This is a genomic window from Bradyrhizobium sp. PSBB068, assembly GCA_016839165.1.
Classification (GTDB): Bacteria; Pseudomonadota; Alphaproteobacteria; order Rhizobiales; family Xanthobacteraceae; genus Bradyrhizobium.
On record CP069300.1, the window covers coordinates 2,892,999 to 2,908,220 of the forward strand.

General features: G+C 65.1%; 13 protein-coding genes and 1 pseudogene. 10 read left to right on the forward strand and 4 right to left on the reverse strand.

The annotated features are described in order from the left end of the window. Positions 1-203: 203 nt before the first annotated feature. From JQ507_13255 to JQ507_13265, 3 genes are read right to left on the reverse strand one after another with little or no spacing between them, the layout of a single operon-like run. Complete coding sequence (locus tag JQ507_13255; protein QRI72370.1) at positions 204-857, reverse strand: hypothetical protein; 654 nt, start codon at positions 855-857, stop codon at positions 204-206. Positions 858-911: 54 nt separating this feature from the next. Further along, complete coding sequence (locus JQ507_13260) at positions 912-2,123, reverse strand: ABC transporter substrate-binding protein (GenBank protein QRI72371.1); 1,212 nt, start codon at positions 2,121-2,123, stop codon at positions 912-914. A gap of 40 nt (positions 2,124-2,163) precedes the next feature. Continuing rightward, positions 2,164-3,303, reverse strand: coding sequence for an acyl-CoA dehydrogenase family protein (locus tag JQ507_13265; GenBank protein QRI72372.1), 1,140 nt, complete (start codon positions 3,301-3,303; stop codon positions 2,164-2,166). 81 nt (positions 3,304-3,384) lie between these two features. Here JQ507_13265 and JQ507_13270 point away from each other — a divergent pair, with 81 nt between their 5' ends. The 4 genes from JQ507_13270 to JQ507_13285 are packed head-to-tail and all read left to right on the forward strand — an operon-like array spanning position 3,385 to position 8,567. Then, positions 3,385-4,251, forward strand: coding sequence for a FadR family transcriptional regulator (locus JQ507_13270; protein ID QRI72373.1), 867 nt, complete (start codon positions 3,385-3,387; stop codon positions 4,249-4,251). A gap of 43 nt (positions 4,252-4,294) precedes the next feature. After that, the gene (locus JQ507_13275) at positions 4,295-5,116 is read left to right on the forward strand and encodes an enoyl-CoA hydratase/isomerase family protein (protein QRI72374.1); all 822 of its coding nucleotides are present in this window, start codon (positions 4,295-4,297) and stop codon (positions 5,114-5,116) included. 9 nt (positions 5,117-5,125) lie between these two features. Beyond that, positions 5,126-7,363: an acyl-CoA dehydrogenase gene (locus JQ507_13280; GenBank protein QRI72375.1), complete on the forward strand. Its 2,238-nt coding sequence runs from the start codon at positions 5,126-5,128 to the stop codon at positions 7,361-7,363. 10 nt (positions 7,364-7,373) lie between these two features. Then, positions 7,374-8,567: a CoA transferase gene (locus JQ507_13285; protein QRI72376.1), complete on the forward strand. Its 1,194-nt coding sequence runs from the start codon at positions 7,374-7,376 to the stop codon at positions 8,565-8,567. Positions 8,568-8,573: 6 nt separating this feature from the next. Here JQ507_13285 and JQ507_13290 read toward each other — a convergent pair whose 3' ends face one another. Beyond that, positions 8,574-9,068, reverse strand: coding sequence for a MarR family transcriptional regulator (locus tag JQ507_13290; protein ID QRI72377.1), 495 nt, complete (start codon positions 9,066-9,068; stop codon positions 8,574-8,576). 196 nt (positions 9,069-9,264) lie between these two features. Here JQ507_13290 and JQ507_13295 point away from each other — a divergent pair, with 196 nt between their 5' ends. From JQ507_13295 to JQ507_13320, 6 genes and pseudogenes are all read left to right on the forward strand, one after another. Beyond that, positions 9,265-9,588: a hypothetical protein gene (locus JQ507_13295; GenBank protein ID QRI72378.1), complete on the forward strand. Its 324-nt coding sequence runs from the start codon at positions 9,265-9,267 to the stop codon at positions 9,586-9,588. Between the two features lie 12 nt (positions 9,589-9,600). Then, complete coding sequence (locus tag JQ507_13300) at positions 9,601-10,920, forward strand: Rieske 2Fe-2S domain-containing protein (GenBank protein QRI72379.1); 1,320 nt, start codon at positions 9,601-9,603, stop codon at positions 10,918-10,920. Then, the gene (locus JQ507_13305; GenBank protein QRI72380.1) at positions 10,917-11,882 is read left to right on the forward strand and encodes an oxidoreductase; all 966 of its coding nucleotides are present in this window, start codon (positions 10,917-10,919) and stop codon (positions 11,880-11,882) included. Before JQ507_13300 ends, JQ507_13305 begins: the two co-directional genes overlap by 4 nt. Positions 11,883-11,911: 29 nt before the next feature. Continuing rightward, positions 11,912-13,135: an ABC transporter substrate-binding protein gene (locus tag JQ507_13310; GenBank protein ID QRI72381.1), complete on the forward strand. Its 1,224-nt coding sequence runs from the start codon at positions 11,912-11,914 to the stop codon at positions 13,133-13,135. Between the two features lie 54 nt (positions 13,136-13,189). Continuing rightward, entirely contained in the window at positions 13,190-14,485 is a 1,296-nt protein-coding gene (locus tag JQ507_13315) for a CoA transferase (GenBank protein QRI72382.1), read from the forward strand. Further along, positions 14,482-15,036: pseudogene (locus tag JQ507_13320) on the forward strand (acetyl-CoA acetyltransferase). The gene JQ507_13315 and the pseudogene JQ507_13320 overlap by 4 nt, the downstream one beginning before the upstream one ends. Positions 15,037-15,222: the final 186 nt, after the last annotated feature.

The following is a 15,222-nucleotide window of genomic DNA, read 5'->3' on the forward strand; positions in this document are numbered from 1 at the left end:
GTGCGCGTGAGGCGGACGGCGAAGTCGTGTGGTCCTGACGCCCTCATGGCAGGTGTCTCTTCACATTGCGCAGGTCGCGCGTGGCGAAGACGGTGACAAGCAAGCCAAGTCTCGCCGGGGAGAGCACGAAGTAAGCCGTAGCCCATCGCGCAGGGAAAGCCGGGTTGTTTCCGGTTACACCTGTGGTCCTACCCCCGTGCTTTCTACCTTTTGCACGGGGCCCATGGGTGCGATCGGCACCCGGCTTTCCCTGCGCCCTCTGTGAGAGGAGGGCGGAACGATGCACAAAGCTCGGACCGATCATGTCGCGAGATCGCGAATGCTTGCGCTGTTTGAAATGTGAATGGCTGTGGCCGGTGCGGAGGGTGCAGTGGCGGGCTACGCTGGCGCCAACCCGCGCTACGAAGCGCTCCGCCCGCCGCCGGACGAGCTAGCGCGGACGTGCTGATTTTGCGCCCCCACATGCAAAGGCTGGATGGCTCAAAGCCGAACTGCCGCGGTCGATGGGTTTCCTCGTCCTCGATTTCGTCCACTCCGACGGAATTGCCCGTCGGATCCTTGAACGCGATGAAAGCCTTGACCTTGCGGAGCGCGCATTCGTCGGGCCTGCCGGCATGGACGGCATGGCCGAGCGCATCTAGCGTTGCGCCGGCGACGTTGAGCTTGTCCGCATCTTCGACTTCGAAGGCGACGGCTTGGTCCTGCGGATCGCCCTCGAAATAGCAGAGCGTGTGCGCCCGATCGTCGGAACGCAGATAGAGCACTTGCTTGGCCTGCTCGCCGACCTGCAGGCCGAGGCTTCTGGTGGCAAAGCTTCGCGCGTCCTCGAGGGTGAGGTAGACATTGGGGCGAGGCACGGAGTGCTCTGAAATGGTCGGCCGCGAATTCCGCGATGGCTCTCGTAATCTGGTCTAATCAGCAGAGAGAGGCTCGCCAGTCAGGTTCCAGCTTGCTCCGTCAAACGTCGCGATCCGCAGGGTCCTGAATGGCGTGTAGTCTTCCGACCTGGTGCTGATCGCGACGCCCGGGAGCATCATCGGCAAACGCTCGCCTTTCATCGAGGTGGCCTGCTTGATGAGGTTTTCGCGGGTCAGGTCGTCGCCGCATTTGCGCAACGCCATCTCGACGGCGTGAACATTCATGTAGGCAACGAGCACGGAGTAATCGTCCGGATTGGCCGAAGGTGCGTAGGTCTTCAGGAAATCCTTGTAGGCCTTGACCTCGTCGTCATTGGCCCAGGCCGGGTCGCCCGGCTGCTTGAGGAATTGCGTGGTGACGAGGCCCTTCGACGCTTCGAGGCCGGCGGGCTTCAGGATGGTTTCGACCGATGCCGTCGAGCCGCCGATCACGTGCAAGGGCTTCCAGCCGAGCTCGTAGACCTTGCGGATCGATTGCGCGGCTGCCTTCGACGACGACTGCTCGATCAGCGTGTCGACGCCGGCGGCCTTGAGCTGAACGATCTGCGAGTCGATCGTCGGGTCGGCGAGTTCGTAGGAGGCCTGGGCGACGATCAGCTCGGCCTTTGGACCGAGGCCGGCGCGGAGGCCCCTGAGATAGTCCTTGCCGTAGTCGTCATTCTGATACAGCACGCCGATTCTGGCGTCGGGCTTTGCGGTCAGGATGTACTTGGCGACGACGCGGCCCTCGGTCTCGAAGTCCGGATAGAGCGGGATCGTCCACGGGAAGGTTTTGGGATCGTTGAAACGCCGTCCACCGGCCGTAATGAACAGCTGCGGCACCTGCTTGCCGTTGAGGTATTTCTGGATCGCGACGTTCGGCGCGGTGCCGATCGTGCCAACCTCGGCCAGGACGCCGACGTCCTCGATCAACTTGCGTGACTGCTCGACGGCCTTCGGCGCGCTGTAGGCATTGTCGAGCTGGGTGAAGTTGATCTTGCGGCCGTTGATGCCGCCCTTCGCGTTCAGCATCTCGAAATAGCCGACCACGGCGCGCCCGGCGCCGGCGCCGAAGGCGGAGGCCGGGCCGCTGAGCGGCGTCGACTGGCCGAGCTTGATCTCGGTATCGCTGGCGCCGGGACCATAGGCCTTCTGGGCGTAGGCAGGCGCCGCCAGCAGGGCCGACAGCGCAATAGCCGCAAACGCCCGGTCGATGAGGTGGTTCAAGGTCGTTCTCCCCTTAATTCGTTTCTTATTGGAATCTGCGTCAGCGCAGCAACTCGCGGGCGATCACCACGCGCTGGATCTGGTTGGTGCCCTCGAAAATCTGGGTCAGCTTGGCGTCGCGCATCATGCGCTCGACCGGATAGTCCATGGTGTAGCCGTAGCCGCCGAAGATCTGGACCGCGTCGGTCGTGACCTTCATTGCCATGTCGCTGCCGACGCATTTCGCCATGCTGGCAAGCACGTTGAGCCGCTTCCAGTCGCCGGCATCGCCGGCGCGGGCGCATTCGTAGACCAGCGCGCGCGCCGCCTCGATCTGCATTGCCATGTCGGCGAGCATGAACTGCACGCCCTGGAATTCGGCGATCGGCTGCTTGAACTGCTTGCGCTCCTTGGCGTAGGCGATGCAGGCATCGAGCGCACCCTGCGCGAGGCCGACCGACTGGGCGCCGATGGTCGGCCGGTTGAGGTCGAGCGCGCGCATCGATGCGCGAAAACCCTTGCCTTCCTCGCCGACGAGATTTTCGGCCGGGACCCTGACATTGTCGAAGAAGATCGGGGTATTGGGGGCGCCGCGAAAGCCCATCTTGCGCTCGTGGCGACCGAACGTGATGCCAGGCATTGTCTTCGGCTCGACGATGAAGGCGCTGATGCCGTCGGCGCCGGCGCCGTCACTGGTCCGCGCCATCACCACGATGTAGTCGGCGACGACACCGTAGCTGCACCATTGCTTGCGGCCGTTGAGGATGTAGCTGTCGCCGTCCCTGCGGGCGCGGGTGTTGAGCGCGGCGACGTCGGAGCCGGCCTGCGGCTCGGAGATCGCGATCGCCGTGACCACGCCGCCCTTGGCGATGATCGGCAGGTATCTCCGGCGCTGCTCCTCCGAGCCGAAATGCAGCAGCGGCATGATGAACATGGTGTTGAGCGCCGCGATCGAGGCGCAGGCCGGCGAGACCTTCGAGATCTCCTCGCGCGCAATGCAGGCCATGGTCAGATTGCCGTTCGGGCCGTCGTAACGCTCCGGCACCCAGAGCTGCATCAATCCCATCTCGCCGAACAGCTTGACCAGCTCCAGCGGAAAGCGGTCGGTCTCGTCGATCTCGGCGGCGATCGGCGCTACGTGCCTGGCGACCATCCTGCGCACGTTGTCGCGGAACGCGACCTGCTCCTCGGAAAAACTCATACGGGCTCCCCGTCGTTTTCTTTGCCGGAAGCCAAGAAAGGGGCTTCCATTGAATGGGTGATCCATTTAATAATTCACCGCATGAGCACCAAGTCAAGCCCTCGCGCGCCGCAGCGCTCCCGTGCCGCCTCGCCGAACCGGCGGGAGCGAACCTCCGATCTCCGTGCCGCCGGAGCGTCGGCCGCGCCGACTTTCAAGCCGATCCACACCAGGCGGACGTTCGAGGAGATCTGCGAGCGCATCCGCGAGCAGCTGGCGCTCGGCGTGCTGAAGCCCGGCGACAAGCTGCCGGCCGAGCGCGAGCTGGCGCAGCAGCTCGGCGTCAGCCGCAACGTCCTGCGCGAGGCGCTGCGCAGCCTCGAAATGGCCGGCGTTCTGAAGCTGCAGAAGGGCGTCAAGGGCGGCGCCTTCATCCAGCAGGGCGACACCCGCCGCATGAACGAGGTGATGCGGGACATGCTGAGCCTCGGGACGATTTCCGTGCGGGAATTGTCGGAGGCGCGGGTCCATGTGCTCGACCTCGTGGTGCAGCTCGCCTGCGCGAACGCGCGCCGGGCCGACCTCGATGCGCTGGAAGCCAATATCGAGCGGACCGAGCTCGCCACCAAAGAAGGCAGGCTGCTCGATCGGGTCGAGTGCTCGCGGGAATTCTACAAGCTGCTGGCGGCGTCGACCGGCAACAAGGTGATCGCGATGATCGTCGACTCGGTCACTGAGATCCACATGCGCTTCGTCTATGCCAAGGTCGCCTCCAGCGGTGTCGCGATGGCGCGACTGGCGGAGAAGCGGCGTCAGTTCCTGGCGGCGCTGAGCGAACGAAACGTGGCGCTGGCGAGCCGGCTGCTGCGGTCGCACCTGGAATCCGTGCAGCGGATGCTGGAGCAGGACCCGGGAGCGATGTCGCTCCACGTCGCATTGGCGGACGTGCAGCCGGGGATGCTTCGATAGCCCGGGCGCCCAAAGATATCACAAAATCCAAGCAGCAATAACAATGGAGGTAAACGTGTCCAACTACGCCAAGTATGAATGCCTGACGGTCGAGGTCGCCGACAAGGTGGCGACCGTGACCTTGAACCGGCCGCAGGCGCGCAATGCCATCAACCAGAAACTGATCCGCGAACTGCGCACGATCTGGGACGACCTCGCCGACGATCACGCCGTCAATGTCGTGGTGCTGACCGGCGCCGGTGACTTCTTCAGCGTCGGCGGCGACGTGAAGGCGATGTCGGAGCGGCCCGGCGGCGACGTGCTCGAAGAGGGCGAGGTCCATGATCCGATGATCAGCCGGCGCGGCGTCACGCGCCAGCTCGAGCTCGACAAGCCGATCATCGCGGCGATCAACGGCGACGCCATCGGCCTGGCGGCCACGCATGCGCTGCTCTGCGACATCACCGTGATGGCCGAGGACGCGCGGATCGGCGACACCCACGTCTCCCGCGTCGGCCTGGTCGCAGGCGACGGCGGCACCGTGATCTGGCCGCTTCTGATCGGCATCAACAAGGCCAAGGAATTCCTGATCCGCGGCACGCTCCTGAAGGGCAACGAGGCGGAGCGGATCGGGCTGGTCAATCATGTCGCGCCGCGCGCGGAGGTGCTGGCCAAGGCCCGTGCGATCGCGATCGAGCTCGCCAACGGTCCGACCTGGGCCATTCGCTGGACCAAGCTGTCGATCAACCAGATCGTCAAGGAGCGCGTCAACATGCTGCTGGAAGCCTCGATGGCGCTGGAGCAGGTGACGTTCGAGACGGCCGACCACAAGGAAGCGACGATGTCGTTCAAGGAAAAGCGCAAGCCCAGGTTCGGCCAGGGCTAGGCCGGCGTGATGACGGCGACCGAACAGCCGGACGATGACGTCACGGCGATGCTGCGGGATTCCTTGCGTGGATTCCTCGATGAGCATTGGCGTCCGCGTGGCGCGATGGCGTCGTCTTCGCCGGACGAGATATCGGCGATCTGGCGCAAGCTGGTCGGGCAGGGCGTAGCCGCCCTCGGGGCGCAGGGGGATGAAGGCGGCCTTGCCGAAATCCTCGTCGTCATGGCCGAGCTTGGCCGGGCCGGATGTCCGGCGCCGATGTGGTCGGCGGCGCTGGCCAACCTTGCGATTTCCGGATCGCAGAGCGACGTCGTGACCGATCTGCTGGCGCGGCTGCATTCCGGGAAGGCGATTGTTGCCTTCTCGTTCGGTGCGCTGGATCCCGATCGCGGCACCGGCTCGATCGAGGTCGCGATCAACGCGGCAACGGGCGTGCTCCGCTGCGTCGAGGCGGCGGGAAGTGCCACGCACCTCCTGGTCGCGCTGGATCGGGCTCATCTTGCGCTGATCGAGCTCGGCCGTCCCGGTGTCGAATGCGTTGCGACCCGTGCGATGGGGGCGTGGGGGCTCTACGAGATCCGGCTGAACGCGGCGCCGCTCACACGGATTGCCGGAGGCGGCGTCGACCTCGACGAGCTCCGCATCAAGGGCAAGGCGATGTTGACCGCGCGCGCTTACGGTGCTGCGCGGCGCGCGTTCGAGCTGGCCGTCGACTACGCCAGGGAGCGACACCAGTTCGGGCAGCCGATCGGCAAGTTCCAGGCGATCCAGCACAAGCTGGCAAATTGCCTGATCGCGCTCGAAGGCGTCAGGCTGATCCTCGATCACACCGCCAGATTGCATGATGGCGGCGATGCCGACTGGCGATATTTTGCCGATTGCGCGTCGGCGTTCTCCGGCAGTGCGCTGCGGCAGGTCGCGCTCGAGACGCAGCACACGTTCGGGGCGATCGGCTATGCCGAGGAGCACGAAGCGCCAATCCATTTCAAGCGCGTGCACCTCGATACGATCGCACTTGGTGGTGCGTCCGATGCGAAGCGCAGGTTGGCCGCTCGCCTCCTGGATGCGGGCGGCGCTGGGCTGCCGCAATACGACCTCGGGACTGCCGGAAACGCGTATCGTGAGCAGGTCCGGCGCTGGCTCGCGGAGAACTGGTCGGGACAACGGAAGGATGCGTTTGATCAGAAGCCGTTCACCAAGCGCGAATTCGATGCCGGCTTCGCCCGCGATATCGGCGAGACCGGGTGGATCGGCCTCGGCTGGCCGGAACGGTTCGGCGGCCAGGCACGCTCCCCCCTCGAGCAGATCGCGTTCATGGAGACGATGGAGCAGGCCGAGGCGCCGCGGATCGGCGCCGCGATCCAGGCCAATGCGCTGATGATGTTCGGCACGCCGGAACAACAGCAGCAGTACCTTCCGGCGATTTTGCGCGGCGAGGCCATGCACGGCATGGGTTACAGCGAGCCGCAGGCGGGGTCCGACCTTGCGGCGTTGCGCACCAGCGCTGTGAGGGATGGCGATCACTGGCTGATCAACGGCCAGAAGATCTGGACCACCACCTGGTGGGGGAAATACATGTTCCTCGCGGCGCGGACCGACAAGGACGCCAAGCCGCCGCACGCCGGCATCAGCATGTTCATCGTGCCGATGGATGCGCCGGGCATCACGATCCGGCCGTCTGCCACGATGTACGACGGCACCTTCGCCAACATCTTCTACGACAATGTCCGCATTCCCGCCGAGAACCTGGTCGGCGAGGTCAATGACGGCTGGAAGGTGCTGACCGGCGCGCTCGCGTTCGAGCGCGGCTTGGTCGGTGGCGGCATCGTCCTGAAGGTTGCGCACGCCTTCGAGCAATTGCGCGCGCATGTAATGGCGGGGGAAGGCGATCAGTCGCTGGCCGGCGAACCGATCGTCCGCGACAGGATGGCGACGCTGGCCTCGGAGATCGAGATCGGCCGTCTCTTGATGATGCATTGCGCCGAGCTTGCCGCCGGTGGCGTGACTCCGCCGGAATATGGCGCGATCAGCAAGGTGTTCTCAGGCGAACTGATGGAACGCTTCGGCGAGGCTGCGCTCGATATCCTCGGCATGCGCGCCGCGCTGTCCGAGCAGATGCCGGGCGCGATCGACAACGGCCGCTTTGAGCAGAACCTGCGGCATTCGCTGATGTGGGTCATCAGCATCGGGACCAACGAAATCCAGCGCAGCCTGATCGCGCAACGCGCGCTCGGGCTGCCGAGATAGGAGAGATCGGATGCAGAAGGATGGCGACCGGGCGCCGCTCGCCGGGGTGCGTGTGCTGGATTTTTCCATCATGGTGGCGGGGCCGTATTGCGCGCGGCTGCTGGCGGACGTCGGCGCGGAGGTCATCAAGATCGAGCCGCCGGAGGGCGACGACATGCGACTGCGGACGCCGCTGCGTGACGGCCACAGCACCTATTTTGGCCAGCTCAATGCCGGCAAGCGCAGCCTGGCGCTGGACCTGAAGAACGCCGACGCCATCAAGCTGGTGCATCGCATGGTCGCGGAGGCGGACATTCTCGTCGAGAATTTTCGTCCTGGTGTCATGGAGCGGCTCGGCCTTGGCTATGAGGCGTTACGCGAGATCAACCCGCGGCTGATCTATTGCTCGATCTCGGGCTATGGCCAGTCAGGTCCCGCTGCCGAGCGGGCGGCTTATGCGATGATCGTGCATGCCGAGAGTGGATTCGATACCTCGCTGATGCGCTATGCCGGCGACCGCGAGCGGCCCGCGGCGGGAGCGATCTTCGTCGCCGATATCCTCGGCGGCATTTTCGGCTATTCCGCGATCCAGACTGCGATGGTCCAGCGTGTGCGCACCGGCGAAGGGCAGCGCGTCGATGTGGCCTTGATGGACTGCATGCTGAACCTGCTTGTCTACGAGCTTCAGGAAGCGCAATTCCCGATCCGAGCGCCGCGTCCGACCTATGGGCCGGTCCGCACCCGCGATGGCGATATCCTGATCGCCCCGGTGACGCCGCGCAATTTTGCCGCGCTCTGCGAGGTCACCGGGCAGGAAGAGCTGGCGAACGATCCGCGTTTTGCGAGCATTCCGGCGCGCGGAGCCAATTGGTCCGCCATGATGCAGGTGATCGAGAAGTGGACGGAGCGTCACACCGCCGCCGAATGCATCGCGGCGCTCGATCGCGCCGGTGTGCCTTGCGCCGAATATCGGGCGCCGGGTGCGGCGCTGACCGATCCCCATCTGCGTCAACGGGGCGTATTCGGGACGGTCACGGATGGTGCCGGCGACTTCGTCGGCGTCAGCGCGCCATGGCAGATGTCGGGCGCCGATACGCCGATCGGCAGTCACGTGCCTGGCATCGGCGCACAGCGCGATGACGTGCTGTCGCAGATTCTGGGACTGTCGCCCGATGCCATCGCGACACTTGCCGCTGCGGGGACGTTTGGGAAGCCTGCGGCCTAAGCGGGCTCAACGATCGGACGGAGCGTCCGGCGGCGGAGCCTTCGCGATCGCGAGCAGGCATTTCATGAAATGCGCGCGGTCCTCCTTGCGCAAGGGAGCCAGCATGATCTCTTGCAGCTGGGCGGCGGCCGGGATCACGGCCAGCAGCGCTTCCTCACCCTTGGCGGTGATCTGCACCTGGAGCGAGCGGCGGTCGTCGGGATTGTCCTTCTTCGCGACCAGCCGGCGCGCCACCATCCGCTTCAGCATTTCGCTCAGCGTATTGCGGTCGCAACTGATCCGGTCCGCCAATACGGAGGGGGTGAGCGGACCCAACTGATACAGCGCCATCAGCACGCCGAACTGCCGCGGCGTGATGTCGCTCTGCCGCGTCATGCTTTGATAGAGTCCGTCGTAGCGGGCCTCCAGCAGCCGCAGCAGAAATCCGACGCCGCCTTCGAGTTGCCAGTCGCGCGCAACGTCTGCGGCCGAGCTGGTCTTCTTTGCCCTGTCGGCTGCCATGCCGTTGTTCGACCCCGATTTCACGAATTCGCGTTAGCCGTTAGCAGCTTGGCCTGACGTCCTCAACCCTGCGATCAATCGCACCCGGGCCTGTTCCCGGAGCGGCGCAATGGTTTTCGGCCCTTGTCAGCCATCCGGCCATGTAGTACGTATACGTATCAAATAGACGCGAAGACGTCGTTCAGGGAGGTTGCCGTTGGAGCTGCGCGAGCTGCTGTCGATTCCCTATCTGCTCGAGGCCGAGGCGGGCGAGACCGAACCGGGACATTGGCGGATTCGTCTCGCCTATCCGGAGCTTCCGGGATGCACGGCCGAGGCGGCCGTCGTCGAGGATGCCCTCAGGGCGCTCGAGCGGCGGCGCATCGAGCTGATCGTGGGCCTGGTGGAGGAGGGCAAGCAACCTCCCGTTCCACGCCAGCCGCTCGCCGCATCCGATCCGCTTTGGACCGCACAGGATCTCGGGTTGTCCGACCGCGTCGCCGCACTTCTCGGCGCAACGGCCCCGACAGCACGCAATTGAAGGAGACAAACCATGCTCTCGCGCGAAGACAATGAACGCCTGGTAAGGGTCGGCAAAGGCACGCCGCTCGGCGATCTGTTTCGGCTGTACTGGATTCCGTTCCTGCCGTCGGCGGATCTCGCCAAGGACGGACAGCCCAGGCGCATCCGTTTGCTCGGCGAGGATCTGGTCGCTTTCCGTGACACCGAAGGTCGCGTCGGGCTGGTCGACCAGGCCTGTCCGCATCGCGGCGCGCCGCTGATCTTCGCACGAAACGAGGATTGCGGGCTGCGCTGCGTCTATCACGGCTGGAAGTTCGACGTCACCGGCGCGGTGACGGACATGCCGGCGGAGCCGGTACGCAGCCGCCTCAAGGAGCGGGTGCGGATCAAGGCCTATCCCTGCAAGGAGCGCAACGGAATGATCTGGACCTATATGGGGCCCGACCAGGTCGAGCTTCCGCCCTTGCCGAACCTCGAATGGAATCTGGTGCCGGCCGAGCAGGTGCACATCTCGGTGCGCGTGCAGGAGTGCAACTGGTTGCAGGCGGTCGAGGGCGAGATCGACTCCGCGCACGCGCCATTGCTGCACGGGCGGCTCGACGCGCAGGGCACCACCAACGCCTGGATCCAGAAGCGCGACCTGCGGCCGACCTTCGAATGCATCAAGCAGGACTTCGGCATGAGCATCGCCGCGCGGCGCAACTACGACGCCAACACGCTGTACTGGCGGGTCAACCAGTTCATGCTGCCGTTCTATACGCTGGTGCCTCCACTATCACCGTTCCCCGACCTGAGCGGGCATGCCTGGGTGCCGATCGACGATGAGAACACGCTCTGCATCATGTTCTCCTATCATCCGTCGGAACCGCTGCTGGAGAAAACCCGGCAAGTGTTCGCGGAGGGGCACAAGGGCCGCGAAAGCGGCCACGCCAGCCGGCATGCGCTGGTGCAGCATCCGGTGACGGTGCCGTATGCCGGCTACTGGACCAAATACAATCCGCAGAACGGTTTCCAGTTCGACTACGAGGCGCAGCGGACCACCTGGTTCTCGGGCCTGCCGGGGCTCTGGGTGCAGGACGGCGCCTGTCAGAGCGGCGTCTCGCCGATCTTCGACCGCACCAAGGAGACGCTCTGCTCCAGCGATACCGGCATCGCGATGACGCGGCGCTTCATTCTGGAGGCGCTCGGTGCCTATCGCGATCACGCGATCAAGCCAAAGGGAGTCTCGGACCCCGACGTGTTCATGGTGCGGGCGGTGTCGCTGCGGCTGCCGCCGGAGGATTCCTGGGTCGATGTCGGAGCGCCGTTCATGCGGGCGAAGCTCGGCGCCGATTTCGGGTACGAGCTGTGAGCGCATCCGGCCATACGGCCGACACGCAGCAGGTGCTGGTCAAGCGCATCGGCTACGAGGCCGAGCGGATCAATTCCTATGAACTGATCGGACGGGCCGGCAGCGAGCTTGCCCCGTTCACGGCCGGCAGCCATATCGACCTGCATCTGCCGAACGGCATGATCCGCAGCTACTCGCTGATCAACGATCAGCGCGAGCGGCATCGCTATGTCATCGCGGTGCACAGGGATGCCGAGAGCCGTGGCGGCTCGAGCCTTGTTCACGACGCTATCAGGGTGGGGGACGTCATGACGATCTCCATGCCGCGCAATAACTTCGCGCTTCATGAAGAGGCCGAGCACTCGGTCCTGATCGCTGGCGGGATCGGCATCACGCCGCTGCTGTCAATGATCCGGCGCCTGGAAGCGCTTGGGCGCCGCTGGGAGCTGTTCTACGCCGCGAGGACGCGTGCCGCGGCCGCATTTCTCGACGAGCTCGGCGCGTATCGATCGAGGGTACATCTCGATTTCGACGACGAGCGAGCGGGACGCGTGTTCGATCTCCCGGCAATCGTCGGGAGCGCACTGGCGCACACGCATCTCTACTGCTGCGGACCGGTGCCGATGCTCGCGGCATTCGAGGCGGCGACGGCCGGTCGCCTGGCCGATCATGTGCATGTCGAATATTTCAAGGCGCGGGAAGCGCCGGCAACTGAAGGCGGCTTCGAGGTCAGGCTCGCGCGAAGCAATCGGACCGTTGCGGTCGAGGCCGGAAAGACCATACTCGACGCGTTGCTGGATGCCGGCATTGCCGCGAACTACGCCTGCACCGAAGGCGTCTGCGGCACCTGCGAGACGCGCGTGCTCGACGGCTTACCCGACCATCGCGATCAGTTTCTCAGCCAAGAGGAGCAGGCGGCAAACAAGAGCGTGATGATCTGCTGCTCGGGCGCGAAGTCCCGCACGCTGGTGCTCGATCTCTGAAAACAACAACACAGGATGGGTGGAAACAAGTGAACTATCTCTCTCGCATTCTCGCGTTGTCGCTGCTGGCCGCCTGCGCGGCCTCTCCGGCATCGGCGGACGCCGCGCGCTCTCTGAAGATCGGCGTACTCAACGACGCGTCCGGCCCTTATTCGGACAATGCCGGTGAGGGGTCTGTGACGGCGGCCAAGATGGCGGCCGAGGATTTCATGCGGCTGCACCCGGACTTCAGGGTCGAGATCGTATCGGCCGACCACCAGAACAAGGCAGACGTCGGCGCCGCGATCGCGCGGCGCTGGATCGGTCAGGAGAAGGTCGATGCGGTCGCCGACGTGCCGAACTCGGCCGTCGGGCTCGCCGTCAACGAGGTCGTGCGCGGCACCAAGGCGGCGCTGATCGCATCGAGCGCGGCTTCCTCCGACCTGACCGGCAAATACTGCTCGCCGAACACGATCCAGTGGACCTTCGATACCTGGGCGGCCTCGCACACGATCGGCGCCTATCTGGTACGGCACGGCGGCACGAAATGGTATTTCATCGCCACCGACAATGCGCTCGGCAAATCGATGGTGCGCGACGGGACGGCGGTGATCGGCGCCGGCGGCGGCAGCGTTCTCGGATCGGTCAATGTGCCGATCAACAACGCGGACTATGCGTCGTTCATCCTGCAGGCCGACGGTTCCGGCGCCGACGTGATCGCGTTCGCCACTGCGGGCGGCGACACCGTCAGCCTGATCAAGCAATCCGCAGAGTTCGGGCTGAAGCAGAGCGGGCGGATCTTCGCGGCGCTGCTGACCACCACCAACGATGTCGAGTCCAGCGGGCTCGCGGTCGGGGAGGGGCTGATCATCACCCAGCCGTTCTATTGGGATCTCAACGATGCCAGCCGCGCCTGGTCGGCCAGGTTTAGCGAGCGGCAGCACGGGCAGTCGCCGACAGCATTTCATGCCGGCGTCTATTCCTCGGTGCTGGCCTATCTGAATGCGGCGCAGGCCGTCGGAACCAATGATGCGCAGGCGGTGATCCGCAAGCTGAAGGAGAACCCGATCGATGACGCCTTGTTCGGGCCGGTCGTGGTGCGCGCGGACGGCCGCGCCATCCACAACATGTACATCTTCAAGGCGAAGAGCCCGAATGCGTCGAAGAGCAAATGGGATCTGCTCGAGCAGGTCGGCGTGCTCGCGGGCCCGGAGGCGTTTCGGCCGCTCGACCAGGGCGGTTGCTCCCTCGTCGAGCCACCGAAGAGCAATTGACGACGACGGCCGCGAACGCCGATCAACCTTTCTCAAGACGTACGGATGTCTCACATGCTGGATCAGCTGGAAGCCGAATTTCCCGAGCACACGCCTCGTCCGGCCGGCGCGCCGAGGGCGCTTGAGGGAATCCGGGTGATCGATTTTTCGCACTTCATCGCGGGTCCGTTCGCAACCATGATCCTGGCCGACATGGGCGCTGAGGTGATCAAGGTCGAGGCGCCTGGCCGGGGCGACGATCTGCGCCGGTATCCTCCGCTGCATCCCGATCTCAGGCACGGTGCGCCGTTCCTCTGGACCAACCGTAACAAGCGCAGTGTTGCCCTCGATCTCAAGTCCCCGGAAGGTCTGGAGGTTGCCCGTGAGCTGATCGCGACGGCGGATGTCCTGGTCGAGAATTTTTCGGCGAGCGTGATGGCGCGGCTCGGGCTCGACTACGAGAGTTGCCGCCAGATCAAACCCGAGATCATCTACTGCTCGGTGTCCGCCTATGGCCGTGACGGGGCGTTCTCCGACCGGCTCGGCTTCGATCCGATTGCGCAGGTCGAGAGCGGCTTCGTGTCAATGAACGGCTATGCCGACCGGGAGGGTGTGCGGGCCCTATCGCCGGTGATGGACATCAGCACCGCGATGATGGCCAGCAATGCGATCCTCGGCGCGTTGTTCGCGCGCGAGCGCAGCGGGCAGGGCCAAGCCATCGAGGTGTCGCTGTTCGAGAATGCCGTCCTGATGACCGGCTACGCGACGATGCAGTCGCTGTTCAATAATGCGGATCCAAGGCGAAGCGGCAACACCAGCCCGGACACCTGTCCGTCTGGCGTGTTCCTGGCGAGCGATTGTTCGTTCTATATCAACTGCGGCAATGACAAGATCTTTCATCGCCTGATGGCGCAGGTGCTCGAGCGTGAAGATCTTGCGGCGGCTGAGATCTACGCAACCGGCCCCGATCGAATCCGCCGGCGCGAGGAACTGTTCGCAATTCTCGGCGATGCCTTCGCCCGGCAGCCCTGGTCGCACTGGCAGGCGCGGATGCGGGCGGCTGGCGTGCCCTGCGGCCAGGTGCGGAGCGTCACCGAGGCGATCCGCTCGCCGGAGGCAAGGGAGCGCGGGATCGTCACAAGGATCCCGCACGAGACGGTGGGCTGGGTGCCGAATGTCAACCTGCCGATCCGCTATTCGCGGACGCCGATCGTCGATCCCGTCGCGGCGCCGGCCGTCGGCCAGCATACCGAAGACGTGCTGCGTGAGCTGCTCGGCTATGACGACGCGCGCATTGCGCAGCTGGCGGCGGGCGGTGCTTTCGGCAGCCAGCCATCGCGAGAGGCGGTCAAGGAGGATACCAAACCGTGACGGTGCGCGCGTGACGCGAGCGGACGCTGCGGGGCCGGGTCGCGGTCATCGGGATCGGCGAGACCGACTATTATCGCCATGGCGCGTCTCCCGATCCGGAGTTCAAGCTGGCGCTGAAAACCATTCTGGCGGCGTGCGCGGATGCCGGGCTCGATCCCCGCGAGATCGACGGGTTCTCCTCCTACAGCGACGATCGCAGCGAGGCGTCGCGGTTGGCCGCGGCGCTGGGCACGCGCCAATTGCGCACGGCGACGATGCAATGGGGTGGCGGCGGCGGTGGATGCTGCGCGGCGGTTGCCCACGCGGCGGCCTCGATCGTCGTGGGCCTGGCGGATTGTGTCGTGGTGTTCCGCTCGCTGGCGCAGGGCCAGTATGGGCGGTTCGGGCAGGCGGCTGGCATCCACACCGTTTCGGGCGAACGATCCTATTTGATGCCTTACGGTGTGCTGGCGCCGCCGCAGCGGTTTGCGATGCGGGTGCAGCGCTACATGCACGAGCATGGCGTTCGGCAGGAGGCATTGCGTGCGATCGCGCTCGCCTCCTATCACCATGAGGTCGGCCAGTTCCGCAACGGATTGCGGCAAGTCGTGGTGTCGACTCCGGACTGTGCTTCAGGAGCGCTGCGCTTTCCGTATGTGGATGCGCCTGCGGTCGGTGAAGATTGTATTCGACCGCGCGATTCGCCGAAGGAAGTGACAATCGATCGATGAGAAAGCGTGCGGCCGACGATCAATCTG

Coding starts and splice junctions, on each gene's coding strand:
- JQ507_13270 (QRI72373.1), top strand. CDS start 3,385: ATGAGCACCAAGTCAAGCCCTCGCGCGCCGCAGCGCTCCCGTGCCGCC.
- JQ507_13315 (QRI72382.1), top strand. CDS start 13,190: ATGCTGGATCAGCTGGAAGCCGAATTTCCCGAGCACACGCCTCGTCCG.
- JQ507_13280 (QRI72375.1), top strand. CDS start 5,126: ATGACGGCGACCGAACAGCCGGACGATGACGTCACGGCGATGCTGCGG.
- JQ507_13290 (QRI72377.1), bottom strand. CDS start 9,068: ATGGCAGCCGACAGGGCAAAGAAGACCAGCTCGGCCGCAGACGTTGCG.
- JQ507_13275 (QRI72374.1), top strand. CDS start 4,295: ATGGAGGTAAACGTGTCCAACTACGCCAAGTATGAATGCCTGACGGTC.
- JQ507_13265 (QRI72372.1), bottom strand. CDS start 3,303: ATGAGTTTTTCCGAGGAGCAGGTCGCGTTCCGCGACAACGTGCGCAGG.
- JQ507_13285 (QRI72376.1), top strand. CDS start 7,374: ATGCAGAAGGATGGCGACCGGGCGCCGCTCGCCGGGGTGCGTGTGCTG.
- JQ507_13300 (QRI72379.1), top strand. CDS start 9,601: ATGCTCTCGCGCGAAGACAATGAACGCCTGGTAAGGGTCGGCAAAGGC.